The following is a 25,270-nucleotide window of genomic DNA, read 5'->3' on the forward strand; positions in this document are numbered from 1 at the left end:
CGGGATAACCCGAACGGCACCGGGGGGCTGACCGGGCAGCGCTGCCAAGGACGCCGTCCTAGCGTGGATGCCATGACCTCGTCACCCGTTCTCCCGCCTCCGCCTCCGCTTCCCGGCGCATCCGCTGCGAACGTCACGACTCCGCTGCCCGACCTCTCGAGCGCGGCCACCGTGCCGCTCTCGTCCGCGACGGCCTCGCCCCCCGACGCCCCCGTCGTCGCCGTCCCGCCGAAGGTGCGCATCGCCTCACCCGGTCGCGTCGCCGGCGCGGCTGCCCACCTCGCCGCCCTCGGCGTCGTGGGTCCGGCGGTCTTCACGGCACTGTTCGGCCTGTTCGGCTCGGGCTTCGGGTTGCTCCCCGCCCTGCTCATCGGGGTCGTGGTGCTCGTCGCCTTCGTCTACGCGCTGTTCGCGGTGGCGTGGTTCGAGCGGGCCCGCGTCGCCGGTCTCTACGGTCTCGGACTCGCGCCGATCCGCCCGCGCCGGAGCCCCAAGCCCGGTTTCGTCGGCGTGCTGCACACCGTCTGGTTGCAGGCCATCGACCCGTTGCAGTGGCGCGCGGTGGCATCGTTCGCCATCGCGACGATCCTGGGGCTCGCCACGATCGCCTCGATCGGCGTCGTGTCGTGGGGGATCGGTCTCACGGCGAGCCCGATCTTCGGCTGGTCCGACACGCGCCTCTTCGGCATCGTGCCGCTCCCCGGGATCGCCGCTCCACTGACCGGACTCGCCGCGGTCGTCGTCGCGCTCGGCGTGATCGTCGGTCTCGCGGTCCTGCACGGTGTCATCGTGCGGGCGATCTTCGTCCCGTCCCGCGAGGCGCAGTTGGTCGAGCAGGCCCGGACGTCCGACACCCGTCGAGCCGGTGCCGTCCGTGCCGCCGAGGTCGAGCGCACGCGCATCGAACGCGACCTGCACGACGGCGTCCAGCCGCGGCTGGTCTCGATCGGCATGACCCTGGGGCTCGCGCAGACCAAGATCGACGACGACCCCGAGGCCGCGAAGGCGCTGGTCGCCGAGGCCCACGCCTCGACCAAGTCGGCCATCACCGAACTGCGCCAGCTCGCCCGCGGCATCCACGCCTCCGTGCTGGAGGACCGAGGATTGGATGCCGCGCTGTCGGCCCTGGCATCCCGCTCGCACATCCCCGTGACCCTCGACGTCCGGCTGCCCCGACGCTGCGGACGCGCCGCCGAGGAGGCGGTGTACTTCGCGATCGCGGAGACCCTCACGAATGCGGCGAAGCACTCCCGCGCGGCGGCGTGCCGCGTCGACGTACGGGTGCGCGAGGACGGTTCGCTCTGGGCCCGCGTCGAAGACGACGGTCTCGGAGGCGCGCGGATCGTCCCCGGCGGCGGCCTCGACGGCATCGTCAACCGCGTCACCGCCGCGGGCGGCACGGCGCGCATCGACAGCCCCCAGGGCGGCCCGACCACGGTGGAGGTGAACGTCCCGTGCGCGTCCTGATCTGCGAAGACTCGGTCCTTTTGCGCGAGGGACTCGTGCGCCTGCTCGCCGACGACGGACACGAGGTCGTCGCCGCCCTTCCGGATGCCGCGGGCCTCGAGGCGGCGGTCGCGGAGACGACGCCCGAGCTCTGCATCCTCGACGTCCGTCTCCCGCCGACCTGGACCGACGAGGGCATCCGCGCGGCGATCGCGCTGAGGTCCCGGCATCCGGGGCTCGCCGTCCTCGTCCTGTCGCAGTACGTCGAAGAGCGGTACGCGAGCGACCTGATCGCCGACGGGCAGGGGGCGCTGGGGTACCTGTTGAAAGACCGGGTGGCCGACGTCGCCGACTTCCTCGCCGCGGTCGCCGCCATCGCGGGGGGAGCCACGGTGCTGGACCCCGAGGTCGTCGCCCAATTGCTGACCCGTCGCCGCCGCGACGAGCGGCTGCAGAGCCTCACCGAACGCGAGCGCTCCGTTCTCGCGCTCATCGCCGAGGGTCGCTCGAATCACGCGATCGCGAACACGCTCTTCGTCTCCGAAGCCAGCGTCGAGAAGTACATCACCGCCATTTTCACCAAGCTCGGCCTCGAGCAGGACGAGACCGGCAACCGCCGCGTCATCGCCGCCCTCGTCCACCTCGGCCACGATCACACCGGAGCCTCGTCATGACCGCACAGACACCCCTGCCCGCCCCCGCAGCCCCCGAGCCGCCCCGTCGCCGCGGCGCCGCCTTCGCCGTGTCCGCGATCACGATCGTCGTCGGCGCGTGCGTCGCCCTCGGCACCCTCGCCGGCACGGGAGTGTCGGCCGTGGCGCGCATGGCCGACTGGCGGGGCGATTCGGTCTCGTCCGACTCCTCGTACGACGCGTCGTACGACAGCTCGACGGCTCAGCTGGCTGACCTCGACATCGACGTGGCCGGAGGGGAACTGACCGTCGAGTTCGGTGACGTCGAGGCTGCACAGCTCGACGCCGACACCCGCGGACGCAGCGGGTGGACGTTCGAGCGCGACGGGGACTCCCTGCGCGTCGCCTCGCCGTCCGGGTCGTTCGTCGACGCGGGCCGCGGGTCGCGCGCGACCCTCATCCTCCCGCGCGATCTCGACGGGGCCGGCATCCGTGCCGACATCCAGGTCACCGGCGGAGCACTCGAGATGACCGGCGACTTCGGTGACGTGACGGTGGAGGTCGCGGGCGGCACGGCGTCGGTCGACGGCGCCGCGCGCGACGTCGACCTCACGGTGTCGGGCGGGTCCGCCTCGGCGCGGATCCAGGATGCCGAGACCGCGTCGTTCGAGGTCGCCGGGGGCGAGCTGACGGCGACGTTCGACGGGGTGACCCCGACGCGAACCGACGTCGAGGTGACCGCCGGCTCCGCCGACATCACGCTCCCCGACGACGAGTACAACGTCCGCATCGACGACGGACTGGGCGCGGTCGACAACGGCCTGCGCACGAGTTCATCGGCGGTCGCGGAGGTCGACGTGCAGGCGACCATGGGGTCGGTGCGCCTGCGCTCGTGACGACGCACCTGACGGGTCATCTTCCGTCGCCCGGATTCCGGTTCGGCGACAGAAAATGACCCCTCACGCGTTGTCGGTCGGACCGCCGCGACGCGCGCCGGAGCCCCGACGGCGGGAGACGACCAGCACGACGATCAGTCCGGCGATGACGAGGATGGCGACGATCAGCAGCACCCAGGGCAGGACCGGTGCGGAGTCCGCGGCCGGGGCGGACGTTGGACTCGCCGAGGGCGTGACAGGAGGCGTCGCCGTCGCCGTCCCCGATGGAGTCGCCGAGGCGGCGGACACCTGGACCACCGCGGAGGCGAGCACCGTCTCGCCGTCCGACAGGGCGATCGTCAGCGATCCGGCGCGCGCGGGCGTGAACTCGACCGTGGCCGTGCCGTCGGTGACGGCGGTCGTGATCGATGGCCCGGTGCTGCTTCCGTCGCTGAAAGACCCGCCGTCCGTGGAGTCCAGCCCGAAGCCCACGGTCTCCAGGCCGCTGACCTTCGCTTCCACGCGCGTTCTCTGACCGACGACCAGGGCGGAGTCGACCTCGATGACGGGGGTCTGCGACGTCGCGGTGGGCTGAGGCGCCGACCCGCTGACCGTCACCGACACGGTGCCCAGCACGGTCTCGCCGTCTCCGACGGCGACGGTGAAGGTGCCCGCCTGCGTTGCACGGAAATACGCCGTGGCCTGGCCGTCGTTGGCCGGCACGCTGAGGTCGGTGGAGCCGGCCCCGCCAGACTGCGTCGGGAGCAGGCCCCCCGGTGAGCCGGCGAGACCGAAGAAGGCGTCCTCCAGCCCGCCCAGCCCGGTGGCGGTGATGGTCGCGGTCTCATCGACCGCGATCGCGCTGGGATTCGCGGTGACGGCAGCCGTGCCGCGTGCCGAGGCCGCGGTGGCTCCGCCGAGAGCGAGAAGAGTCGTCAGGGCGACCAGGGTGACGAGCTGCGTGATGCGTTTCATGAGATCCCTCGGAGTCGGAAGTCGGTCGCCGGTCGGCTCGAATGCCGCGGCGGGGTGCCGTGGGCGAGGCGGCCGCGACGACCGGGAGGATGGCGAGCGAACCGGTCGGAACGCGTCGACCGCCGTCGGTCGCTCGTCTCACCGTGGCGGACATCCCCCTCCGGACGCAACGCCCAGGTGCGGCCATGTCCGCAAGGGGACGCCGGCACGCCACGCGCGCCCGTCGCGCGCGCCCGGTCCGTCGGTCCGAGTCGCGTCGACGTGCCGGAGGTGTCAGCCCTTCAACGCCTTCGCGATGCGCTGTGGGGACACCGGTTCGGCGGTGCCGAGGCGCTGGGCGAACAGGCTCACCCGCAGCTCCTCCAGCAGCCACCGCGTCTGCACGAGGTTCGCCGGGGCGTCGGCGGGGAGGGGAACCGTGCCCCCGGCTTCGGCGAAGCCCGCGGCGGCGCGTTCGTACTCGGTCATGCGCTGCCGATCGCGGCCCGGGTTGTCGGAGAGCGTCTTCACGCGGTCGAGCGCGCCGGCCAGGTATCGCGGGTAGTGCTGCAGACGCGGCAAGCCGGTCCGCGACAGGAATCCCGGGAACAGCAGCCCCGTCACCTGGCCCCGCACGTCGTTGAGGGCGCCGAGGAGCGTGATGGATGCCGCGTCCTTCATCGCCCGCTCCACCTCGCGCTGCGCGAGGAGGATCTTCGCCGTGAGGGAGACGGTCTGGAATGTGCGCTCGACCGACGCGGCCGAGAACGCGTCGCGCACCCGTTCGAAGTCGGACGTGGTCCGCACGACGCCGCTCGGGTTCTCGCGACCGAGCAGGTCGTCGGCCAATGCCACGCGCGCGTCCTCGATCAGGGCCTTCGCGTTCTGGTACGGGGATGCCGCGAGGGCGAGCTTCTCGTTCGCGGTGAGGTGGTCGAGCACGTAAGCGGCCGGGGAGGGGACGGCCAGCAGCATCAGGCGCCGGACACCCGCGCGCGTGAGCCGCGCCGCGTCCTCGGGGGTCGCCTCCACACGCAGGGCCACGCTGTCGCCCTCGTCGATCAGGGCCGGATACCCGCGCACGACACCGCCGGCGACGGGAGTGTCGACGACCTCGGTCAGCTCGTCGAAGTCCCACGCCGTGAGCTTCGCGCGCGAGGCGAACGCGGGGGAGGCCTCGGCGACCTTCGCGGCCGCGGAACGCGCGGCGGGGCGCTCGCGGGTGACGGCCGACTCCACGCTGGAGCGGGCCCTGTCGGCGAGGCGGCGCTGGAGGGCGCCCAGGTCGCGGTCGATGCCTATTGCGCGGCCCCGCGCGTCGACCGCGCGGAACGACGGTGTGAGGTGGCCCGGGACGCGCTCCAGCTCGAAGTCGGCGGCGCTCACACGCTGATTGGCCACGCGCTGCACGAGCGCCGCGAGCGCGTCGACGAGCGTCGTCCGGGGCAGGCCGTTCGCGTGCTCGGGGCCCTTCTCGGCGAGCTCCGCGCTGAATTTCTCGGCCCAGTCCGCGGCGGGCACGACGTTTCGGCGGATCGTCTTGGGCAACGCCCGCAGCAATGCGGTGACGAGCTCGTCGCGCATGCCCGGCACCTGCCAGTCGAAGCCGTCGGGCCGCAGCTGAGCGAGCAGGGGGAGCGGCACCACGACCGTGACACCGTCGTCGGGCGCTCCGGGCTCGAAGCGGTAGGCGAGGTTCAGCGTCTGGTCGCCCTGACGCCAGCGCGCGGGGAATGCGCGGTCATCACCCTGTGCGCGATCGCCGGTGAGGTCGGATTCGCGCAGATCGAGCAGGTTGGGCGTGCGGGTGACGGCATCCTTCCACCACGTCTCGAATGAGCGCACGTCGGTGACGTCGGCCGGGATGCGCGCGTTGTAGAACGCGAACACCGCCTCGTCGCCGATGAGGATGTCGCGGCGGCGCTCGCGCTCCTCGATCTTCTCGAGCAGCCGGCGCTGTTCGAGGTTGCGGCGCAGGAACGCCGTGAGCCGTTTGTCGAGCACCGACGGGTCCCACTCGCCCTCGACCAGTGCGTGGCGCACGAACATCTCGCGGGCGAGAGGCCGGTCGAAGCGCGCGAGCTGCACGCGACGGCGGCCGACGAGCTCGACGCCGAAGAGGGTGATCTTCTCGTAGGCGGCGGCGGAGCCGGCATCCTTCGACCAGTGCGGCTCGCTCAGGGAGCGCTTCACCAGGTCGGGAGCGAGATCCTCCGCCCAGGCGGGGTCGACCGCGGCGACCGTGCGGGCGAACAGGCGCGAGGTCTCGACGAGCTCGGCGGCCATGACCGCCGACGGCCGCTTCTTCTTCAGCCCCGAGCCGGGGAAGATCGCGAACCGCGCTCCGCGCGCGCCGATGTACTCGCCCTTGACCGGTCGGGCGTCGCCGGGCGCCTTCCGGTCTTTGGCCTGCGCCATCGTGCGGGGATCCAGGATGCCGAGGTGCGACAGCAGTCCGGAGAGGATCGCGCGATGGATGGCGTCGCCGGCGGCGTGGCCCTCGGGGGTGGCATCCGGCGTGCCTCGTCCGTCGCCTTTCGACCCTCGTCCCTCTTTTGACGGTGCGTGTCCCGAACGGTGCTGTTTCGAGCGCTCCGAAGCGGCCATAAGTGGGACATGGTTCCTCGCGCCGCGCCCGGCCTCACCGGAGCCGCCGCGCCCGGCGTCGCCCGAGCCGCCGCGCCCGGCCGCGCGCCCCTCGCCGCGCCCGGCGCCCTCGCCGGAGCCACGCGAGCCGCCGCCGTCGCCCGAGCCGCGCTCGCCGCCGAGCGACCGCAACTGCCGATGCACGTCCATCCACTCGCGCACGCGCACGTAGTTGAGGTGCTCGCTGCGGCAGAGGCGCCGGAAGGCGCTCGAGCCGAGCTCGGCCTGCTTCTCCTGCAGGTAGTCCCAGAGGTTCAGCAGCGAGAGGAAGTCGCTGGTGGGGTCGGTGAAACGCGCGTGGAACCGGTCGGCTTCCTCGCGGCGTTCCTCGGGCCGCTCTCTCACGTCCTGGATCGACATGCCCGACACGATCGCGAGCACCTCGGGCTGCACGTCGCCTCGCCGCGCCTCGATGAGCATGCGGGCGAAGCGCGGGTCGATCGGAAGCCGCGCGATCTCGCGGCCGATCTCGGTCAGGCGCGGGCCGCGGTCGTCGTCGCGGCCGCGGGACCGGTCGCCACGTGGGCGCGACGGGTCGCCGTCGTCGCGGACGTCTCGATCGCGCGAGGTGTCGGCGCGCGCCCCCGGCGCCGGCAGCTTCACCGCGCCGAGCTCCACGAGCAGGTCGAACGCAGCCTTCACGCCCCGCGAGTCGGGCGGGGTCAGGAACGGGAACGCCTGGATGTCGCCGAACCCCAGCGACAGCATCTGCAGGATGACGGATGCCAGCGACGTCCGCAGGATCTCGGGTTCGGTGTACTCCGGGCGGCGGGTGAAATCCTCCTCCGAGTACAGCCGGATCGCGATGCCCGGTGACGTGCGGCCGGCGCGCCCCGAGCGCTGCTGCGCCGAGGCCTGCGACACTGCCTCGATCGGCAGGCGCTGGATCTTGGACCGGCTGCTGTAGCGCGAGATGCGCGCGGTCCCGGTGTCGACGACGTACCGGATGCCAGGGACCGTGAGGCTCGTCTCGGCGACGTTGGTGGCCAGGATGACGCGGCGGCGGACCCCCGCGACGCTCGAGCGCTCGAAGACGCGGTGCTGCTCGGCGGCGGAGAGTCGGCCGTAGAGGGGGAGCACCTCGGTCGGAGCGGCGTCCCTCTGGTAGGCCCCGCGGATGGCATCCGCGGCATCCCGGATCTCCGCCTCGCCGGGGAAGAACACCAGCACGTCGCCCGCGGACTCCCGGTCGAGCTCCCGCAGCGCCTGCACGACGGCGCCGACCTCGTCGACGTCGTCGCCCTCGCGCGCGGTTCTGGCGGCGGACCCGGCCTTGGCGGCGGACCGTGCGGAACTCCGGAGATTCGATGCGGCGGCAACCGCGCTACCCCGGGATGACGGGGCGTCGTCGTCGTCGGCATCCGAGTTCTCCGGAGTTACGCTCGCGTCGTCCGCGCCACCCAACGGTCGATACCGGATCTCGACCGGGTACGTCCGGCCCGACACCTCGATCACCGGCGCGGGGATCGGCTCGCCGCCGGGCTCGGCGGGGGGAGCGGCGAAGTGTCGCGCGAAGCTCTCGGGGTCGATCGTGGCCGAGGTGACGATGACCTTGAGGTCGGGACGCTTCGGCAGGATGCGGCGGAGGTACCCGAGCAGGAAGTCGATGTTCAGCGAACGCTCGTGCGCCTCGTCGACGATGATCGTGTCGTAGCGGCGCAGCAGCCGGTCGCGGTGGATCTCGTTGAGCAGGATGCCGTCGGTCACCAGCGCCACGCGCGTGTCGGCCGACACCTTGTCGGTGAAGCGCACCTTGTAGCCGACGGTGGAGCCCAGCGGCACCTTCATCTCTTCGGCGATGCGCTCGGCGATCGTGCGGGCCGCGATGCGGCGGGGCTGAGTGTGCGCGATCGAGGTGCGGCCGAGCTCGAGGCAGATCTTGGGCAGCTGCGTGGTCTTGCCCGAACCGGTCGCTCCGGCCACGATCACGACCTGGTTGTCGCGGATGGCGCGCGCGATCTCGTCCCGCGCGGCGCTGACGGGCAGCTCGGGCGGGTAGACGATGACGGGTTCGACAGACACAGCCTTCCAGCCTATCGCGGGGCCGCGCCGCCCGGCGCGTCGGGTCGGGTCGGGTCGGGTCGCGTCGTCGTCGGGTCGCGCGCGTTGTGTGCGCGTCGTTCCGCCGCGTCAGGCGCCGAGAAACGCCTTCTCGCGCGAGAAACGCCTTCTCGTGCCGTGTCTCACCGCAGAATGCGTTTCTCGATCGCCCGCGCCGCTGCGTGGTCGCCGTGCGCCGCCGCGTCGCTCTGCTGCGGCATCAGGCGCCGAGAAACGCCTTCTCGCGCGAGAAACGTCGCGTCATGGCGTGTCTCACCGCAGAGGGCGTTTCTCGAGCGCCCGCGCCGCCGCCTCGTCGTCGTGCACCGCCGCCCCGTCGTCGTGCACCGCCGCATCGCTCCGCCGCGTTAGGCGCCGAGAAACGCCTTCTCGCGCGAGAAACGCCGCGTCATGCGGCGTCTCGCCGCAGAATGCGTTTCTCGACCGCCCGCCCCCGGGCCCCCCACCCCCGCGCCACGCCTGCCCGCGCCCCCGCGCCACCCCCGCGCCACGCCCGCCCCCGCGCCCCCGCGCCACGCCCGCCCCCGCGCCCCCGCGCCACGCCCGCCCGCGCCCCCGCGCATCACGGCATCGACGCCTTCTGGGTCAGGATGCGGGTCGCCGCGGCATCCACTTTCGCCGCGAACGCGGGGTCGGTCTGCGCACGCGAGCGAACGGCGTCGCGCATCTCGGGGTACACCGACGGATCCGCCGACACCAGCAGCAGGTCGACGCCCGCGTCGACGGCGAGGGTGGCGCGATCGGCGGGGGAGTACTGCCCGACCTGGTCGGCGGCGGAGAGGTCGTCGCAGGTCACCACCCCGTCGAAGCCCACTCCGTCGCGCAGCACCCCGACCACCGCCGACGAGAACGCCGCGGGGACGCCGGGGTCGATCAGCGCGTAATCGGCCGTCGAGAGCATGACGACCGCCGGTCCCTGCGACAGCATCGTGCGGTACACGCCGATGTCGGGTCCGTCGGGGGTGACCACCTCGTCGGTGACTCCCGTGGAGTAGTCGGTGTTGTCATCCACGTGACCGAGGCCCGGGAAGTGCTTGAGGGTCGGCAGCACGCCGCCGTCGCGCATTCCCGCCGCGAATGCACCGGCCTTCGCGGCGACCGTCGCGCCGTCGTACCCGTACTCGCGCGCCAACTCCCCGATCGGGGGATTGGATGCCGCAGTCTCGGGACTCGTGACGATGTCGGCGACGGGCGCGAGGTTCACGGTGACGCCCGCCGCGGCCAGCTGTCCGCTCCAGGTGGCGGCGCTCGCGCGGAGTTGGGCGTCGGTCTGCTGCGCCTGCTCCACGGCCGACGGGATGCCGTCGAACCCCGGCCCCGACAGCACCTGCACGGTGCCGCCCTCCTGGTCGGTGGCGACCCACAGGTCGGGGCGACCGGCACCCGCCGCGGCGGTGAACTGGCCGACGAGTCCCGCGATGGTCTCGGTTGCGGCATCCGATCGCCCGTGCAGGAAGATCCCGCCGATGTGGTCGTCGGCGACGGCGGCGAGGGTGGTCGCGTCGGCTCCGTCGACCGAGGTGCCGACCATGAACATCTGCCCGACCTTGTCGTCCAGGCTCATCCCGGCCAGCGGGTCGGGCGTGGGAGTCGGGGTGGGCGTACGCGTCGGCGTGGGCGTGATCGTCGCGGACGGGGGGACCGCGGGTACGGGCATCGGTGCGCACGCGGTGAGCGTCAACGCCGCGAGCAGCAGCAGGGCGGTCGGACGCGCGGGACTCTTCACCCCTCGATGCTCGCTCATGCGCCTGAACGATCCCGGCGCTTGACTCTGCCGCAGCGTCAAGCGGCAGGGTGGATGCCATGAACGAATGGCCCATCGCGGACGTCGCCCGTGCGGCGGGGGTGACCAGCCGCACCCTGCGTCACTACGAGAGTGTGGGGCTGCTGCATCCGGTGCGGGTCGCGTCGAACGGATACCGGTTCTACGGCGACGCGGAGATCGCCCGCCTCTACCGCATCCTGTCGCTCCGCGCGCTCGACATGGCGATCCCCGACATCGCCCGTGCGCTGGCGGACGAGCAGTCGTTCGCCGACACGGTGCGTGCGCACCTCGCCGCGTTGGAGCGCGAGCGATCGGGCCTGGACCAGCGCATCACCGCGGTGCGCGACACCTTGGCAGCTCTGGAGGAAGGACGAGACATGAACATCGACGATGCGCTCGCGGGAGTGGACGACTCCCGCTACGAGGGCGAGGTCCGCGAGCGGTGGGGCGACGACGCGTGGGAGCGCAGCGCCGCCCGCCGCCGCGCCCTCAGCCCCGACCAGCGCCGCGCCGACGACGCCCGCGGGCGTGAGCTCAACGCCGCACTGCGCGACGCGGCCGCGGGGCGGGACCCCGACGATCCGGAGCTGCGGGCGCTGATCGCTGCGCACCACGACTGGATCGCCGAGCAGTGGGGGCGTGTTCCGGATGCCGCGGCCTACACCGGACTCGGCGAGCTCTACGTGACGGACGCGCGGTTCGCCGCGGTCTACGGCGGGGAGGAGAACGCGATCGTCATCCGGGATGCCATGGCCGCCTACGTCGCCGTGCGCCCGCGCTGAGAGGGGGCGGCGTGCCCGGCCGCCGCGTTCGGCGCACCCTCGGCGGTGTGCGCAACCTCCGCGATTCGCACAACCTCAGCCGGGATCCGCCGGAACCCGCTGAGGGTGCGCGCATCGCGGAGGATCCGGATGCCATGACTCCCGCCGACCGCGCTGGATCAGCCGTTCCCGTCGGAGCACGTCGGCTGGTTCGCCTTCGAGCCGTTGATGTTGCTGGGAAGCTCGACAACGTCGGGCGCCGCGCTCGCACCGGGCGTGGAACCGGCGTCGGGCGCCGAGGTCGTGGCATCCGGTGCCTGTTCGGTGGGCTCCGCGGTCGGGGCGGACGGGTCGGCGATCACGCCCTCGTTGCCGTTCAGGCCGCCCGTCAACGCCAGGGGGGCGTTGTCGGCCAGGGCCTGCCACAGCGTGTCGGCGGCCTCGAGGTCGGGTACGACGCGGTTGCTGTCGTCGGGGTCGTCGGCGACCGGGTACTGAACGAAGGTGATGTCGCTGAAGGGCACGTCCTTGAGCGTGTAGGCGAGCTGCGCGATGCGCACCGGGTCGGCGAGGCTCTCGCTCGGCGTGATGTTGTTCACGGCCGTGTTGGCCAGGCCCAGCAGCGTGCCGGGGTTCGAGAGCACCTCGTCGCTGCGGAGCTTGTTGATCAGCCGCGAGAGGTACTGCTGCTGGTTGCCGATGCGTGCCAGGTCGCTGCCGTCGCCGACGCCGTACCGGGTGCGGAGGAACGCCAGGGCGTCGAAGCCCTTCACGACCCGCGGCCCCGCAGGCCAATCGATACCGGCGTCAGGGTCGTTGATACCGTCGCCGGCGATGCAGACTTCGACGCCGCCGATGGCGTCGGTGATGTTGACGACGTTTCCGAAGCTCACCTTCCCCGCGAAGGGGATGCTCTGCCCGGTCAGCTCCGACACGGTCTCGGCCACGCAGGTGAGTCCACCGGCTTCGTAGGCGGTGTTGATCGACGCTTTGAAGGCTCCGCCGAAGGTGCTGCCGTCGGCGGCCGTGCACTCGGGGATCTCGACCTGGAGGTCGCGCGGGAACGAGACGACCGTGACCCGGCGGGGGTTCGCCGACACGTGCACGAGCATGTTGACGTCGTTCCGCGCACCGTCGTTCTCGGGGTCCGAGCACCGCGGCCCGAACGCCGCCGAGACGACGTCGTCGCACTCGTCGGTTCCCACGACCAGCACCGAGAAGGGCTCCGCGTAGGCGCTCAGGGCGGGCGCCTCGGCCGGCGCGTCGGGGAGGGGCACCGCCGCCTCCTGCAGGCGCTGCGTCAGCGACCACGCGTAGAAGCCGCCGACAGCCACCGCGGCGACCACCACGACGGCGAGGGCGATCGCCAGCAGCTTCAGGCCGCGGCGGACGCCGGAGTCGGGGCGGCGTTGCGCATGCTTGGCGGGGGGAGCGGCGGGCATGGGGGTAGTCAATCACGGGCGGGCCGTCGTCGGCCGGGTGCGGGGTGCGGCGTCGGCGATCCCGGCACCGTGCGGCGTGCACGCGACGGGCGGGGCGGCCTCGGGAAGGAACCGCCCCGCCCGTGTACCCGGGTTACTTGCCGCCCTCGGTGAGGGTCACCTCGATCGGCGTGTACTCACCGTCGACGGTGATGCCCTCGTCCTTCAGTTCGGAGAGCGCGTCCTCGATGTAGTCGTTCGAGTAGGCCGACTCGCCCGGCTCCGCGGTGATGAGGTTGAGGCCGTCCTGGTTGACGGCCTTCAGGGCGCCCTCGACCGTCTTGTCCCACGCGGCGGCGTCGATCATGCCGAACTCGCCGCCGGTCCAGATGAGCTTGTTGACCTCGTTCATCTGCCACAGCTGGTGGGTGGGCCCGACGGGGAACGCGTCGACACCCGGTGCGGTCGCGGCGGCGTAGGTGATCTCGGCCGCCTCGGTGGGGTTGTCGCGGGCGTACACCCAGCCCTTCACGACGGCCTTGAGGAACCGCTTCGCAGCGTCGGCGTACGCGGGATCGTCGGCCAGTCGCTGCGTGTCGGCCCAGATGGCGTCCTGGAGCATCGCGCCGGCGGTGTCCTCGTACGAGATCACGTCGACGTCGGCCTCCGTGTACAGCTCGCCGGTGGCGGGGTTCACGGTCTCGAACAGCTGCGCGAGCTCGTTGTAGGTCATCGCCTGCGCGGCATCCACGTCGCGGTCCAGGAGGGCGTTCATCGAGAAGTCCTGCGTGGTGATCTGCACGGTCGAGGCGTCGAGGCCCTGGTCGGCCATCGCGGCGAAGATCTCCCACTCGTTGCCGAAGCCCCAGGAGCCGATGCGCTTGCCCTCGAAGTCGTCGACGCCGGTGATGCCGGAGTCCTTCCACGACACCTGGGTCGTGCCCGACTTCTGGAACACCTGCGCGATGTCGGTGAGCTCGACGCCCTGGTTCTCGAGCGTTCCGAGCACCTTGGGCACCCACGCGACGGCGAAGTCGACGTCGCCCGCGACGAGGGCGTCCTGCGGCACGATGTCGCCGCCGGAGGGCAGCACCTCGACGTCGTCGAAGCCCTCCTCCTGGAAGTAGCCCTGGTCGAGGGCGACGTAGTAGCCGGCGAACTGCGCCTGCGGCAGCCACTGCAGCTGCAGCTTCACCGAGGTCAGGGGCGTGAAGTCGCCGTCGGATGCCGCGGGTTCGGAACCGCCGCCCGAGCAGGCCGAGAGAGTGAGGGCCGCGGCCGCGACCCCCGCGATCGCGCCGAGGGCGCGACGGGTGCTGTGTCTCATGGGTTGTCCTTCCGGTCGGGTGGAGCAGGTGTCGGGTGGAGCAGGCTGCGAGTGTCTAGGGACGCAGGGCGCCGAGCCGTTTCGCGACGACGCGTTCGAGCAGGGCGGTGACGACGAAGAAGACGAGGCCGATCGCGATGCCCCCGCCGACGAACGCCCAGGCGAGGGCCGCTCGGCCCGACTTGGCGTACGTGGCGATGGCGGTGCCGATGCCGTCGGCGGGGCCGCCGAAGTATTCCGCGACCAGGGCGGAGATGACGGCGAGGGATGCCGCGACCCGAACACCCGTGAGCAGGTACGGCAGCGCGGTGGGGAGGGTGAGACGCAGGAACGTCTGTCCGCCGGTGGCGGCGGTGGCCCGGAACAGGTCGCGTTGCACCGGGCGAGTCTGGCGGAGGCCGCGGAGGGTGTTGACGAACACCGGCACGAACGCCGCGATCCCGGCGACGGCCTGACGTCCGAATTGGCTCGATGCGCCGAACATGGTGTTGAGGATCGGGGTGAGCGCGACGATCGGCACCACCGCGAGGGCGGCGACGAGCGGCGCGGTCATGCCGTCGACCGGCCGCCAGGTCGCGGCGAGGGCGGCGAGCAGCACCCCCACGACGGTGCCGGCGAGCAGCCCCACGAGGGCATTGGTGCCGGTGATCCCGGCCGCCTCCCACACCAGCGGGAAGCGCTCCACGAGCTCGCTCGCGACCGCGATCGGATCGGGCAGCATCCGGGGTGCACTGCCCGAGGCGACGAAGGCGTACCAGGCGAGAAGTCCCGCGACGCCGACGACGATCGGCGCGGCCAGGCGCGCCCAGCCGGGCAGGGGCGTCGCGTTCATCGCGGACCTCCGAGAGAGAAGGATGCCGCGGCGCACCGGGTTACGGCATCCGGTACCGTTCGCCGGGGGCGGCGTGTCCGGACGACTCGGGTCACGGCATCCGTGGTCCGTCGGGGGATCCCGGATGCCGCGGGCTGGCGCACCGTGCGCCGGACGCCGCTCATCGCTCGTTCGCCCGGTGGAGGGGGGTGCCGTGCAGCGCCTCGCGCACGGCGGTGACGCGGGCGAAGAACTCCGGCGATTCGCGCAGGTCGTCGTCGCGTGCGCGGCCGGGGCGGGTGTCGATCACGTCGGTGATGCGTCCCGGCCGGGGGCTCATGACGACGACGCGGTCGGAGAGGAACACCGCCTCGGGGATGGAGTGCGTCACGAACACCACGGCGGCCCCGGTCTCGGCGGCGATCCGCGCGAGCTCGGACTGCAGCCGCTCGCGCGTCATCTCGTCGAGCGCGCCGAACGGCTCGTCCATCAGCAGCAGCCGGGGCTGGGCGGCGAGGGAGCGGGCGATGGCGACGCGCTGCTGCATGCCTCCGGAGAGCTGGTCGGGGTAGCGGTCGACGAAGTCGGTGAGGCCGACGAGCTCGGCGAGCTCCGCCACGCGGGCGTCCCGGCGGGCGCGGGGCCACTTGTGCAGATCGAGCGGGAGGGCGATGTTCGCCGCGACGCTGAGCCACGGCAGCAGAGCCGCCTGCTGGAAGGCGATGCCGTAGTCCTGGTCGAGTCGCGCCTGGCGCGCCGACTTGCCGTACAGCGTCAGTTCGCCGCCGGTGGGGCTGTCGAGGTCGGCGATGAGCCGCAGCAGCGTCGACTTGCCGCAGCCGGAGGGCCCGATGAGCGACACGAATTCGCCCGCGGCGACGGTGAGGTCGACCCCGGTGAGGGCGGCCACCTCGCCGCCGGCGCTGGGGAACACCTTGCCGACGCCCGCGGCGCGGACGGCGAGGTCGGTGGCGGTCTGGGTGGTCATGCGGTGTCCTCTCCGCGACGGAAGCGGTGCAGAGCGACCCCGACGAGCGCGACACCGCCGGCTGCGACGAGTCCCATCACGACGGTGCCGAAGGTGGGCGCCCACGGGGCAGCCGGATCGGATGAGGCTTGGCCGGCGAGCTGGATGAGCATGCGCCCGATGCCGCCCCGCAGGCCGATCGAGACCTCGGCGACCACGGCACCCACGACCGCGGACGCGGCGGCGAGCCGGAGTGCGGGCAGCAGGTGCGGCACGGCCGCCGGGAGCCGCAGGCGCACGAGCATCTGCCACCATCCGGCGGAGTTCGCCCGCATCAGGTCGAGGTGCAGGGCGTCGGGTGCCGACAGGCCGCGCAGCATGCCGACGGCGACGGGGAAGAACGCGAGGTACGACGAGATCAGCGCCACCGAGAGCCACGGTGGCCAGGGGAAGCCCGAGCGGTCGACCTGGGTGCCGATCGCGTTGACGACCGGTGCGAAGGCGATGAGCGGCACGATCTGGCTCACGACGATCCACGGCAGCAGCCCCGCCTCGACGAGGCGCCACCGTTGCATCGCGATGCCCAGGAGCGAGCCGACCACGACGCCGATCACCCAGCCGAGGGCGGCGAGGCCCAGCGTCATCCCCGCCGCTCCGGCGACCGACACGATCAGCGGCGGGGTGTCGCCGCCGCTCGTCGGCGCGAACATCCGCGCGATCATGTCCCACACGTGCGGCATGGCGCGATCGTTCGTGCGGGGCAGCAGGATCACGCCCGACCCGGCCGATCTGTCGCTGCCGACCGTGAGTCCGTCGGCGGGGCCGAACGTCTTGTAGAGCTCCCACGCGGTGACGACGACCGCGATTCCGGCGATGCCCCATCCCGCCCGCACGGCGGCGGTGCGGGCACGGGAGGAACGGAGGCCGGAGGCCTGCGGCATTCGCCCCTCGTCCGCCGTCTCGACGGCAGCCGCCGTGCCGGGGTCGATCACCTGGTCGGTCACGGGCGTGTCACCGCTTCGCCGTCACCGGGGGAGTGAGCGCCGGGATCACGGTCTCGCCGTAGACCCGCATGGTCTCCTCCTTGTTGTCGTGTTGGAGGTAGCCGGCGAACTGGGTGACGCCGAGCGCCCGGAGTTTCTCGAGTTTCGCGATGTGCTCCTCGGCGGTGCCGAGCACGCAGAAGCGCTCCACGATCTCGTCGGGGACGAAGTCGACGTGGTCGTTGTTGCTCTTGCCGTGCGAGTTGTAGTCGTAACCGGTGCGTCCCGCGATGTAGTCGGTGAGGGCCGCGGGAACGTTCCCCTCGGTCCCTGAGCCTGTCGAAGGGGTCCCTGAGCCTGTCGAAGGGGTCCCTGAGCCTGTCGAAGGGGTCCCTGAGCCTGTCGAAGGGCCGTATTTGGAGACGATGTCGGCGACGTGATTGCCGACCATCCCGCCGAACCAGCGGCACTGCTCGATCATGTGTGCGCGCGCCTCGGGGGTGTCCTCGCCGATGTACATGGGGGCGGCGACGCAGAACGCGATCTCGTCGGGGTCGCGCCCGACGTTCTCGGCGGCTCGGCGGACGGTCGCGATCATCCATTCGGCGATGTCGAGGTCGGCCAGCTGCAGGATGAAGCCGTCGCCCACCTCGCCGGTGAGCTTCAGCGCGAGCGGACCGTAGGCGGCGACCCACACGTCCAGCTCCGACCCGCGGCTCCACGGGAACTGCAGGGTCGCGCCGTTGTACTCCACGGCGCGGGAGTTGCCGAGCTCGCGGATGACGTGGATCGACTCCCGCAGCGCTTTCAGCGTCGTCGGGCGCCCGTTCGTCACACGTACGGCCGAATCGCCGCGGCCGATGCCGCAGATCGTGCGGTTGCCGTACATCTCGTTGAGAGTGGCGAAGGTGGACGCCGTGACCGTCCAGTCACGGGTCGCCGGGTTGGTGACGAACGGGCCGACGGTGACCCGGCGGGTGGCCGCCAGGATGGCGGAGTGGATGACGTACGGTTCCTGCCAGAGCAGGTGCGAGTCGAAGGTCCACACGTGGCTGAAGCCGTGCGCCTCGGCGAGCTGCGAGAGTTGCACCGTGCGGGCGGCCGGGGGGTTCGTCTGCAGGACGACACCGAAGTCCATGGGGTCTCCTCTCAGATCAGGTACTGGCTCAGACCGCGCTTGACGAACCGGCCGTCGCCCGCTGCGCCCAGGTAGGCGCCGTCGTCGACGACGACCTTGCCGCGCGAGATGACGGTGTCGACGTGTCCGTCGATCTCGTAGCCCTCCCACGCGGAGTGGTCCATGTTCATGTGATGCGTCTTGCCGACGCCGATGGACGTGTGTCCGGCCGGGTCGTAGACGACGATGTCGGCATCCGCTCCCGGGGCGATGACGCCCTTCTTGCCGTACATGCCGAACATGCGCGCCGGCGTCGTGCTGGTCAGCTCCACCCAGCGCTCGAGGGTGATCTGTCCCGTCACCACGCCCTGGTACATGAGGTCTAAGCGGTGTTCGACCGAGCCGATGCCGTTGGGGATCGCGCGGAAGTCCCCCTGGCCGAGGGTCTTCTGGTCCTTCATGCAGAAGGGACAGTGGTCGGTGGAGACCATCTGGATGTCGTTGGTGCGAAGCGCCTGCCACATGTGGTGCTGATGGCCCTCGTGCTTCGAGCGCAGCGGGGTGGAGCACACCCACTTGGCACCCTCGAAGTCGCCCCACTCCTCGCTCGTGGCGCCGAGCTGGTCTTCCAGCGAGAGGTAGAGGTACTGCGGGCACGTCTCGCCGAAGACGTTCTGGCCGTTGTCGCGGGCCCACGCGAGCTGCTCGACGGCCTGCTTGGCGCTCACGTGCACGACGTACAGCGGCGCCCCGGTCAGGTGCGACAGCATGATCGCGCGGTGCGTGGCCTCCTCCTCCATCTGCCACGCGCGGGCGACGCCGTGGAAGTAGGGCGAGGTCTTGCCCTTCTCGATGAGCTGCTCGGCCAGCACGTCGATGACGGGGCCGTTCTCCGCGTGCATCATCGTCAAGAGCCCGGTGTCGGCCGCGACCTGCATCGCGCGCAGGATCTGGACGTCGTCGGCGTAGAAGACGCCGGGGTAGGCCATGAACATCTTGAAGCTCGAGATGCCCTCGTCGATGAGTCCGGGCAGGGCCGCGAGGGAGTCGGCATCCACCCCTCCGACGATCTGGTGGAAGCCGTAGTCGATCGCGCAGTTGCCCGCGGCGAGCTCGTGCCAGTGGGCGAGGCCGTCCTGCACGCGCTCGCCGGCGCGCTGCACGGCGAAGTCGACGATCGTGGTCGTCCCGCCCCAGGCCGCGGCCCGGGTGCCGGTCTCGAACGTGTCGGAGGCGCTCGTGCCGCCGAAAGGCAGCTGCATGTGCGTGTGCGCGTCGATCCCGCCGGGGATGACGTACTTGCCCGTGGCGTCGATGACGGTGTCGACGGATGCCGCGAGGTCGTGGCCCAGCAGGGTCGACCCCGGCGCGAGGACCGCGGCGATCGTCTCGCCGTCCAGCAGCACGTCGGCGGCGGTGCGGCCCGTCGCCGAGACGACGGTGCCTCCCGTGAGCAGGGTGGTGGCCATCGTCAGGCCTCCACGATCTCGCCGTAGGTGTCGGGGCGGCGGTCGCGGTAGAACTGCCAGTCGTCGCGCATCTGCTGCACGAGGTCCATGTCGAGGTCGCGGATGAGGATCTCCTCGTGCTCGGCCGAGCCCACGGCGCCGACGTGGTTGCCCCGCGGGTCGATGACCTGGCTCGTGCCGTAGAAGGTCACGGCATCCTCGCCGTACTCGTTGTCCTCGCGGCCCACCCGGTTCGGCTGCAGCACGAAGTAGCCGTTGGCCACCGCCGCGCACGGCCCCTCGACCTCCCACAGGCGGTTCGACAGGCCCGGCTTGGTGGCGTTGGGGTTGAAGACCATGTGGGCGCCGTTCAGGCCCAGCTCCCGCCAGCCCTCGGGGAAGTGCCGGTCGTAGCAGATGTACATGCCGACCTTGCCGACGGCGGTGTCGAAGACGGGATAGCCCAGGTTGCCCGGGCGGAAGTAGAACTTCTCCCAGAACTTGTCGAGGTGCGGGATGTGGTTCTTGCGGTAGCTGCCGAGCACGGTGCCGTCGGCGTCGACGAGCACCGAGGTGTTGTAGTAGACCCCGGTCTGGGCCTCCTCGTAGATGGGGAGAACGCTCACCAGGCCCAGCTCCTTCGCGAGGGCGGCGAAGCGCTGCACGATCGGGCCGTCGACGGGCTCGGCGTAGCGGTAGTACTTCTGGTCCTGCGTGATGCCGAAGTAGGGGCCGTAGAACAGCTCCTGGAAGCACACCACCTCCGCACCGCGGGCCGCGGCGTCGCGGGCGAACTGCTCGTGCTTGTCGAGCATCGATTCCTTGTCACCGGTCCACGTGGTCTGCGTGATGGCCGCTCGCACCGTCGTCATGGGTCCTCCTCGATCTCCGCCCCGCGGGCAATGCGGGTGGTCGCATTCTGGCGGGGTGTTCTGTTACTGTCGCGCCTGAACATTTCCCGACGATTTCGTCGGGTGACTTCGCCGTTAACTGGAGCCGCATGCTCTCGCCCCGCGCCCTCGAATCCCGCTCCGCCGCGGGGCTCGCGGCCGAGATCGCCCGGCTGGTCACCGACGGCACGCTCGTGCCGGGGGAGCGTCTTCCGACCGTGCGGCAGATGGCCGCCGACCTCGGCCTGTCCACCGGGACGGTCGCGGCGACGTGGCGCGCCCTCGCCCACGCGGGAGTCGTCACCTCGCGCGGCCGTTCCGGCACGTTCGTCCGCGCGGAGCGGAGGGAGTGGCTGAGTCCGCGGGTGCGGGGGATGTCCACGGGAGGGGGCCGGCCGGTCGCCGCTCCCAGCGGACTCGGCGGACGCGGGGGCCACGGCATCCGTCTCGACCTCTCGCTCGGCACGCCCGACCCCGCGATGCTGCCCTCGCTCGAGCGGGCGCTCTCGCGCGCGCGTCCGCGCGCCGACACCGGCCGATACCACGACCTTCCGGTGCTTCCGGAGCTGCACGATGCGCTCGTCGAGGACTGGCCGGTGCGGACGGTGGAGGCGCTCACCGTCGTCGACGGGGCACTCGACGGCATCTCGCGCACGGTCGAGCAGGTCGTGCGCTTCGGCGACCGGGTCGCGGTGGAGTCCCCGGGATTCCCCTACATCTTCGACCTGGTGGAGGCCACCGGGGGGATCGCGATGCCGCTCGAGAGCGATGCCGACGGCATCCTGCCCGCGTCCCTGGCGCGCGCCCTCGCGCGGCGTCCGTCGACACTCGTGCTGCAGACGCGGGCGCAGAACCCCACCGGGGTGTCGATGTCGGTCGAACGGGCGCGGCGCCTGGCCGACGTACTGCTCACCGTGCCTGGCGGCCGGGCCGTGACCGTCATCGAAGACGACCACTCCGCCCTCATCGCCACCGCCCCGGCGGTCACCCTCGCGCGCTGGATCCCCGCGCAGGTCGTGCACGTGCGCGGGTTCTCGAAGTCGCACGGCCCGGATCTGCGCATCGCCGCCCTCGGCGGGCCCGCCCGCATCGTCGAGCGCATCGTGCGTCGCCGGATGCTGGGACCGGGGTGGACGTCGCGGTTGCTGCAGAGCGTGCTCCTCGAACTGCTCACGGACTCGCGCTCGGTCGCGCCGGTCCGCACGGCCCGGCTCATCTACCGCGACCGGCTCGACCGCATGGCGGCGGCCCTGCGCCGCCTCGGCATCGACGTGGGCGCACCCGACGGCATCAACCTGTGGCTGCCGGTCCGCGACGAGCGCGCCGCCGTCGTGCACCTCGCCGCCGAGGGGATCGCTGTGGCCGCGGGTGGGCCGTTCGTCGCCGACGGTCCCGCACAGCAGCGGGTGCGGGTGACGGCGGGATCCGTCACCGAGAACGTGCGGCTCGTCGCCGACGCGCTCGCGCGGGCGGCATCCGCCCCGCCGCTGTCGTGAGAGGTCGCGGGGAAGGTGGTGTGCGCAACTCCGGTAAAACGACAGCCGCGCAGTGCCCGGTCCGCGCAACCAGAGGGCGGTGGCGGGTTCGCCGGTGCGGATCTCCGGAGTTGCGCACACCGGGCCCGACCTAGCGGCGCGAACTCCTGAGGGCCGTCAACCCCCGGATCCGATGTCGGAGGCGGCTTCTAGGGTGGATGCCATGACCGTTCCTTCTGTTCAGCTCAACGACGGAAACTCCATCCCCCAGCTCGGCTACGGCGTGTTCCTCGTGCCCGCCGACGACGCCGAGCGCGCCGTGTCCGAGGCCCTTGAGGTGGGCTATCGCCACATCGACACCGCCGCGATCTACAAGAACGAAGAGGGCGTGGGTCGCGCGATCGCCTCCAGCGGCATCGCGCGCGACGAGCTCTTCATCACCACCAAGCTCTGGAACGACCGCCACGAGGGCGACGAGCCGCTCGCCGCGATCGACGAGAGCCTGCAGAAGCTTCAGCTCGACGCCGTCGACCTGTATCTCATCCACTGGCCCACGCCGAAGAACGACAATTACGTCCACGCGTGGCAGAAGATGATCGAGATCCGCGAAGCCGGAAAGACCCGCTCGATCGGCGTCTCGAACTTCCTCGTGCCGCACCTCGATCGCATCGTCGCCGAGACGGGCGTCACCCCCGCCGTCGACCAGATCGAGCTGCACCCCGCCCTCAGCCAGCGCGAGATCGCGGCCTGGGGCCAGGAGCACGACATGCACATCGAGTCGTGGGGCCCGCTCGGCCAGGGCAAGTACGACCTGTTCGAGCTGCCCGCGGTGAAGGATGCCGCAGAGGCCCACGGCAAGAGCCCCGCCCAGGCCGTGCTGCGCTGGCACATCCAGCACGGCTTCATCGTGTTCCCCAAGTCGGTGCGCCGCGAGCGTCTGGCAGAGAACTTCGACCTGTTCGACTTCGAGCTCTCCGCCGACGAGATGGCCGCGATCGACGCCGTCGACCCGGGCGACGGCTCGGGCCGCGTGGGCACCCACCCCGACGACCTCAACTGAGGTCGGCGCACCCGCGCAGATGAACCGCCTCGCGAACGCCTCGAGCCCCTACCTGCGGGCCCACGCCGACAATCCCGTCGCGTGGTTCCCGTGGGGGGCCGAGGCGTTCGCGCTCGCGGCCGAGAGAGACGTCCCCGTGATGATCTCGATCGGCTACAGCACCTGCCACTGGTGCCACGTGATGGCACGCGAGTCCTTCCAGGACGCCGAGACCGCAGCCGCGTTGAACGAGGGCTTCGTGTCGATCAAGGTCGACCGCGAAGAGCATCCCGATGTGGATGCCGCCTACCTCGACGCGGCGTCCGCCTTCACGCCCCACCTCGGGTGGCCGCTGACGGTGTTCGCCAGCCCCGAGGGGCGTGTCTTCTACGCCGGCACCTACTTCCCGCCCGCGCCGCGCCCGCCTCAGCCCTCGTTCCTTCAGGTGCTCGCCGCGGTCCGCGAGGCGTGGACCGAGCGCCGAAGCGAGGTGGATGCCACCGGTTCCTCGCTCCGCGAAGCGCTCGCGGCCGCAGCGAAGGCCCCCGCGGACGCTGCCCCTTCTCTCGAGCAGCTCGCCGCCGCCGCGAGCACCGTCGTCGCGCGCGAGGATCGCGAGTACGCCGGTTTTGCCGCCGGCCCGGCCTTCGAGACGCCGAAGTTCCCGAACACCCCCGTGCTGCGGTTCCTGCAGCACCGCGCCCTCGCCGCGAACGCTCCAAATGCCACCGCCGTGGCGTCCCGCGCCCTCGCCGCCATGGTGGCATCCGACCTCCACGACGCCGTCGAGGGCGGCTTCTTCCGCTACGCGACCCGCCGCGACTGGAGCGTCCCGCACTACGAGCGCATGCTCACCGACAACGCGGGTCTCGTCGAGGTCGCGCTCGCAGCGGGCGATGAGGCGGCTGCCACCGACGCCGCTCGTTTCCTCGTCGACGTGCTGCAGCTGCCCTCCGGCGGGATCGCCGCCGCGCAGGACTCCGAGTCGGTCATCGAGGGCGCCCGCAACGAGGGCGGTTACTACCGGCTGCCCGCCGAGGAGCGCGCGCGGCTTCAGCCCCCGGCCCTCGACGCGAAGGTCGTCACGGGCTGGAACGGGCATGCGATCGCTGCTCTCGCCCTCGCGGGCACCCGCACCGATCCCCGCTTCCTCGAGGCTGCGCGCTGGGCCGCCGACGCCGTGATCGAGAGCAACGTCGCCGACGACGGCACGCTCCGCCGCTCTTCCCTCGACGAGGTCCGCTCCTCCGCCCCCGCGACGCTGGAGGACTACGGCGGACTCGCTCGGGGCCTCCTCGCCCTGGCCCGCGCGACCGGCGACGTCGCCTACGCGGAGCGCGCGCGGGCACTCGTCGACCAGTGCCTCGGCGGCGACGGCATCCATCCGCCGGGTGGCGGCGATCCCGTGCTCGTCGCGCAGGGCATGCAGCCGCACGGCGTGCCCAGCGACGGCGCGTCGCCCTCCGGGCCGTCGGTGTTCGCCGCCGCCGCGCTCGACCTCTGGCGTCTGGGGGCGGGGGAGCGGTACCGTGCGGCCGCTCTCACGCTCGTCCGCGCCGCGGCTGAGACGGCGCTAGCCGCACCTCTCGCGCACGGGGCGATCCTCGAGGTCGCCCTCGGCCTGGCGTCGGCACCGCGACAGGTCGTCGTGGTCGGGGAGCCCGATGCCGAGATCGCCGACGCCGCCCGCCGGGTCGCCGCCGACGTGGTCGCTGTGGTGTCGCCGGCGCAGGCCGTCGCGTTCGCCGCGTCGGGGTTCGAGTTGTTCGAGGGCAAGGTCGCGTTGCGCGGTGAGGCGACGGCGTTCGACTGCCGCGCCTTCACCTGCGCCCTGCCGACGACCGACCCGGCCGCACTCGTCTGACGCCGTGGCGCCGAGGCCCGTCGCCCCTCCGCACGACACGCGCGTCCCGCAGCAGCCCGCATCCGCGGCGTCCGCCCCGTGGTCGTCGGCGTCCCTCGCCACCGGCCTCCGCGCCGCCCGCTAGCGCAGCTGCGAGAAACGGCATCCGCGGGGTGAAACAACGTGTCGAGGCGTTTCTGCCCGCGGATCGCGTTTCTCGGCACGCCTACGCAGCCTCGCCGCCGCCGCCGCCGCCGCCACGCCCACGTCGCCGCGCCGCCTCGCCCACGCAGCCTCGGCGCCGCCGCCGCCTCGCCGCCGCCTCGCCTACGCCGCCGCCTCGCCGCCGCCGCCTCGCCCACGCAGCCTCGGCGCCGCCACGCCGCCGACTCCGCCTCGCCGCCTCCGCGCCGCGCTGTGGCATCCGCAGCCTCGTCGCCGCAGCCGCGAGAAACGGCATCCGCGGGGTGAAACAACGTGTCGAGGCGTTTCTGCCCGCGGATCGCGTTTCTCGGCACGCCCACCCCGCCTCGCCGCCACCTCGCCCACGCGGCCTCGCCGCCGCCGGCACGCCCACGCCGCCACGCCGCCGCCACGCCGCCGCCGCGCCGCCGCCGCGCCGCCGCCGTCACGCCCACGCTGCCACGCCGCCGCCGCGCCGCCGCCGCCGCGCCCGCGCCGCGCCCGCGCCGCCGCCGCCGCCGCGCCGCGCTGTGGCATCCGCACCGCCGTCGCCGCAGCCGCGAGAAACGGCATCCGCGGGGTGAAACAACGTGTCGAGGCGTTTCTGCCCGCGGATCGCGTTTCTC

The 25,270-nt window shown here is 72.1% G+C and carries 19 protein-coding genes; 7 read left to right on the forward strand and 12 right to left on the reverse strand.

Features of this window, described 5'->3' with window-relative positions:
- The first annotated feature begins 72 nt into the window (after positions 1-72).
- From ACTJJP_RS16365 to ACTJJP_RS16375, 3 genes are read left to right on the forward strand one after another with little or no spacing between them, the layout of a single operon-like run.
- On the forward strand, positions 73-1,467 hold the full coding sequence (locus ACTJJP_RS16365) for a sensor histidine kinase (protein ID WP_440776043.1): 1,395 nt from the start codon (positions 73-75) through the stop codon (positions 1,465-1,467).
- Positions 1,455-2,120, forward strand: coding sequence for a LuxR C-terminal-related transcriptional regulator (locus ACTJJP_RS16370; protein ID WP_440776044.1), 666 nt, complete (start codon positions 1,455-1,457; stop codon positions 2,118-2,120). Before ACTJJP_RS16365 ends, ACTJJP_RS16370 begins: the two co-directional genes overlap by 13 nt.
- Positions 2,117-2,974, forward strand: coding sequence for a hypothetical protein (locus ACTJJP_RS16375; protein ID WP_440776045.1), 858 nt, complete (start codon positions 2,117-2,119; stop codon positions 2,972-2,974). Before ACTJJP_RS16370 ends, ACTJJP_RS16375 begins: the two co-directional genes overlap by 4 nt.
- Positions 2,975-3,037: 63 nt before the next feature.
- Here the strand turns inward: ACTJJP_RS16375 and ACTJJP_RS16380 are convergent, their stop codons facing one another.
- From ACTJJP_RS16380 to ACTJJP_RS16390, 3 genes are all read right to left on the reverse strand, one after another.
- Positions 3,038-3,928 carry a hypothetical protein gene (locus tag ACTJJP_RS16380; protein WP_440776046.1) on the reverse strand — a complete coding sequence of 297 codons (891 nt, stop codon included), beginning with the start codon at positions 3,926-3,928 and terminating at the stop codon, positions 3,038-3,040.
- Positions 3,929-4,201: 273 nt separating this feature from the next.
- Positions 4,202-8,575: a DUF3418 domain-containing protein gene (locus ACTJJP_RS16385; protein ID WP_440776047.1), complete on the reverse strand. Its 4,374-nt coding sequence runs from the start codon at positions 8,573-8,575 to the stop codon at positions 4,202-4,204.
- Positions 8,576-9,176: 601 nt separating this feature from the next.
- On the reverse strand, positions 9,177-10,358 hold the full coding sequence (locus ACTJJP_RS16390) for a glycoside hydrolase family 3 N-terminal domain-containing protein (protein WP_440776048.1): 1,182 nt from the start codon (positions 10,356-10,358) through the stop codon (positions 9,177-9,179).
- 59 nt (positions 10,359-10,417) lie between these two features.
- Between ACTJJP_RS16390 and ACTJJP_RS16395 the strand changes: the two genes are divergently transcribed.
- A complete protein-coding gene (locus ACTJJP_RS16395; RefSeq protein WP_440776049.1) occupies positions 10,418-11,161 on the forward strand; it encodes a MerR family transcriptional regulator in 744 nt (247 codons plus the stop codon).
- A 158-nt stretch (positions 11,162-11,319) separates the two neighbouring features.
- Here ACTJJP_RS16395 and ACTJJP_RS16400 read toward each other — a convergent pair whose 3' ends face one another.
- The 8 genes from ACTJJP_RS16400 to ACTJJP_RS16435 form a co-directional block, all read right to left on the reverse strand.
- On the reverse strand, positions 11,320-12,582 hold the full coding sequence (locus tag ACTJJP_RS16400) for an LCP family protein (protein ID WP_440776050.1): 1,263 nt from the start codon (positions 12,580-12,582) through the stop codon (positions 11,320-11,322).
- A 133-nt stretch (positions 12,583-12,715) separates the two neighbouring features.
- Positions 12,716-13,888 carry an ABC transporter substrate-binding protein gene (locus ACTJJP_RS16405; RefSeq protein ID WP_440776051.1) on the reverse strand — a complete coding sequence of 391 codons (1,173 nt, stop codon included), beginning with the start codon at positions 13,886-13,888 and terminating at the stop codon, positions 12,716-12,718.
- A 55-nt stretch (positions 13,889-13,943) separates the two neighbouring features.
- Positions 13,944-14,720, reverse strand: coding sequence for an ABC transporter permease (locus ACTJJP_RS16410; RefSeq protein WP_440776052.1), 777 nt, complete (start codon positions 14,718-14,720; stop codon positions 13,944-13,946).
- A 160-nt stretch (positions 14,721-14,880) separates the two neighbouring features.
- Positions 14,881-15,687, reverse strand: a complete 807-nt coding sequence (locus ACTJJP_RS16415) for an ABC transporter ATP-binding protein (protein ID WP_440776053.1) — start codon at positions 15,685-15,687, stop codon at positions 14,881-14,883.
- A complete protein-coding gene (locus tag ACTJJP_RS16420) occupies positions 15,684-16,670 on the reverse strand; it encodes an ABC transporter permease (protein ID WP_440776054.1) in 987 nt (328 codons plus the stop codon). The genes ACTJJP_RS16415 and ACTJJP_RS16420 overlap by 4 nt, the downstream gene beginning before the upstream one ends.
- A gap of 7 nt (positions 16,671-16,677) precedes the next feature.
- Complete coding sequence (locus tag ACTJJP_RS16425) at positions 16,678-17,787, reverse strand: TIGR03842 family LLM class F420-dependent oxidoreductase (RefSeq protein ID WP_440776055.1); 1,110 nt, start codon at positions 17,785-17,787, stop codon at positions 16,678-16,680.
- Positions 17,788-17,798: 11 nt separating this feature from the next.
- Positions 17,799-19,235 (reverse strand): dihydropyrimidinase, encoded by a 1,437-nt coding sequence (gene hydA / locus ACTJJP_RS16430; RefSeq protein WP_440776056.1) that lies wholly within the window; start codon positions 19,233-19,235, stop codon positions 17,799-17,801.
- Between the two features lie 2 nt (positions 19,236-19,237).
- Positions 19,238-20,086 carry a nitrilase-related carbon-nitrogen hydrolase gene (locus tag ACTJJP_RS16435; protein ID WP_316004920.1) on the reverse strand — a complete coding sequence of 283 codons (849 nt, stop codon included), beginning with the start codon at positions 20,084-20,086 and terminating at the stop codon, positions 19,238-19,240.
- 128 nt (positions 20,087-20,214) lie between these two features.
- Here ACTJJP_RS16435 and ACTJJP_RS16440 point away from each other — a divergent pair, with 128 nt between their 5' ends.
- The 3 genes from ACTJJP_RS16440 (at position 20,215) to ACTJJP_RS16450 (ending at position 24,482) form a co-directional block, all read left to right on the forward strand.
- Positions 20,215-21,600: a PLP-dependent aminotransferase family protein gene (locus tag ACTJJP_RS16440; RefSeq protein ID WP_440776057.1), complete on the forward strand. Its 1,386-nt coding sequence runs from the start codon at positions 20,215-20,217 to the stop codon at positions 21,598-21,600.
- A gap of 202 nt (positions 21,601-21,802) precedes the next feature.
- On the forward strand, positions 21,803-22,639 hold the full coding sequence (locus ACTJJP_RS16445) for an aldo/keto reductase (RefSeq protein WP_440776058.1): 837 nt from the start codon (positions 21,803-21,805) through the stop codon (positions 22,637-22,639).
- A gap of 19 nt (positions 22,640-22,658) precedes the next feature.
- Positions 22,659-24,482, forward strand: a complete 1,824-nt coding sequence (locus ACTJJP_RS16450; RefSeq protein ID WP_440776059.1) for a thioredoxin domain-containing protein — start codon at positions 22,659-22,661, stop codon at positions 24,480-24,482.
- Between the two features lie 607 nt (positions 24,483-25,089).
- Here the strand turns inward: ACTJJP_RS16450 and ACTJJP_RS16455 are convergent.
- The coding region (locus ACTJJP_RS16455) for a hypothetical protein (RefSeq protein ID WP_440776060.1) at positions 25,090-25,270 on the reverse strand (181 nt) is incomplete at its 5' end.

The organism is Microbacterium sp. 22296, from assembly GCF_052045385.1.
Lineage (GTDB): Bacteria > Actinomycetota > Actinomycetes > Actinomycetales > Microbacteriaceae > Microbacterium.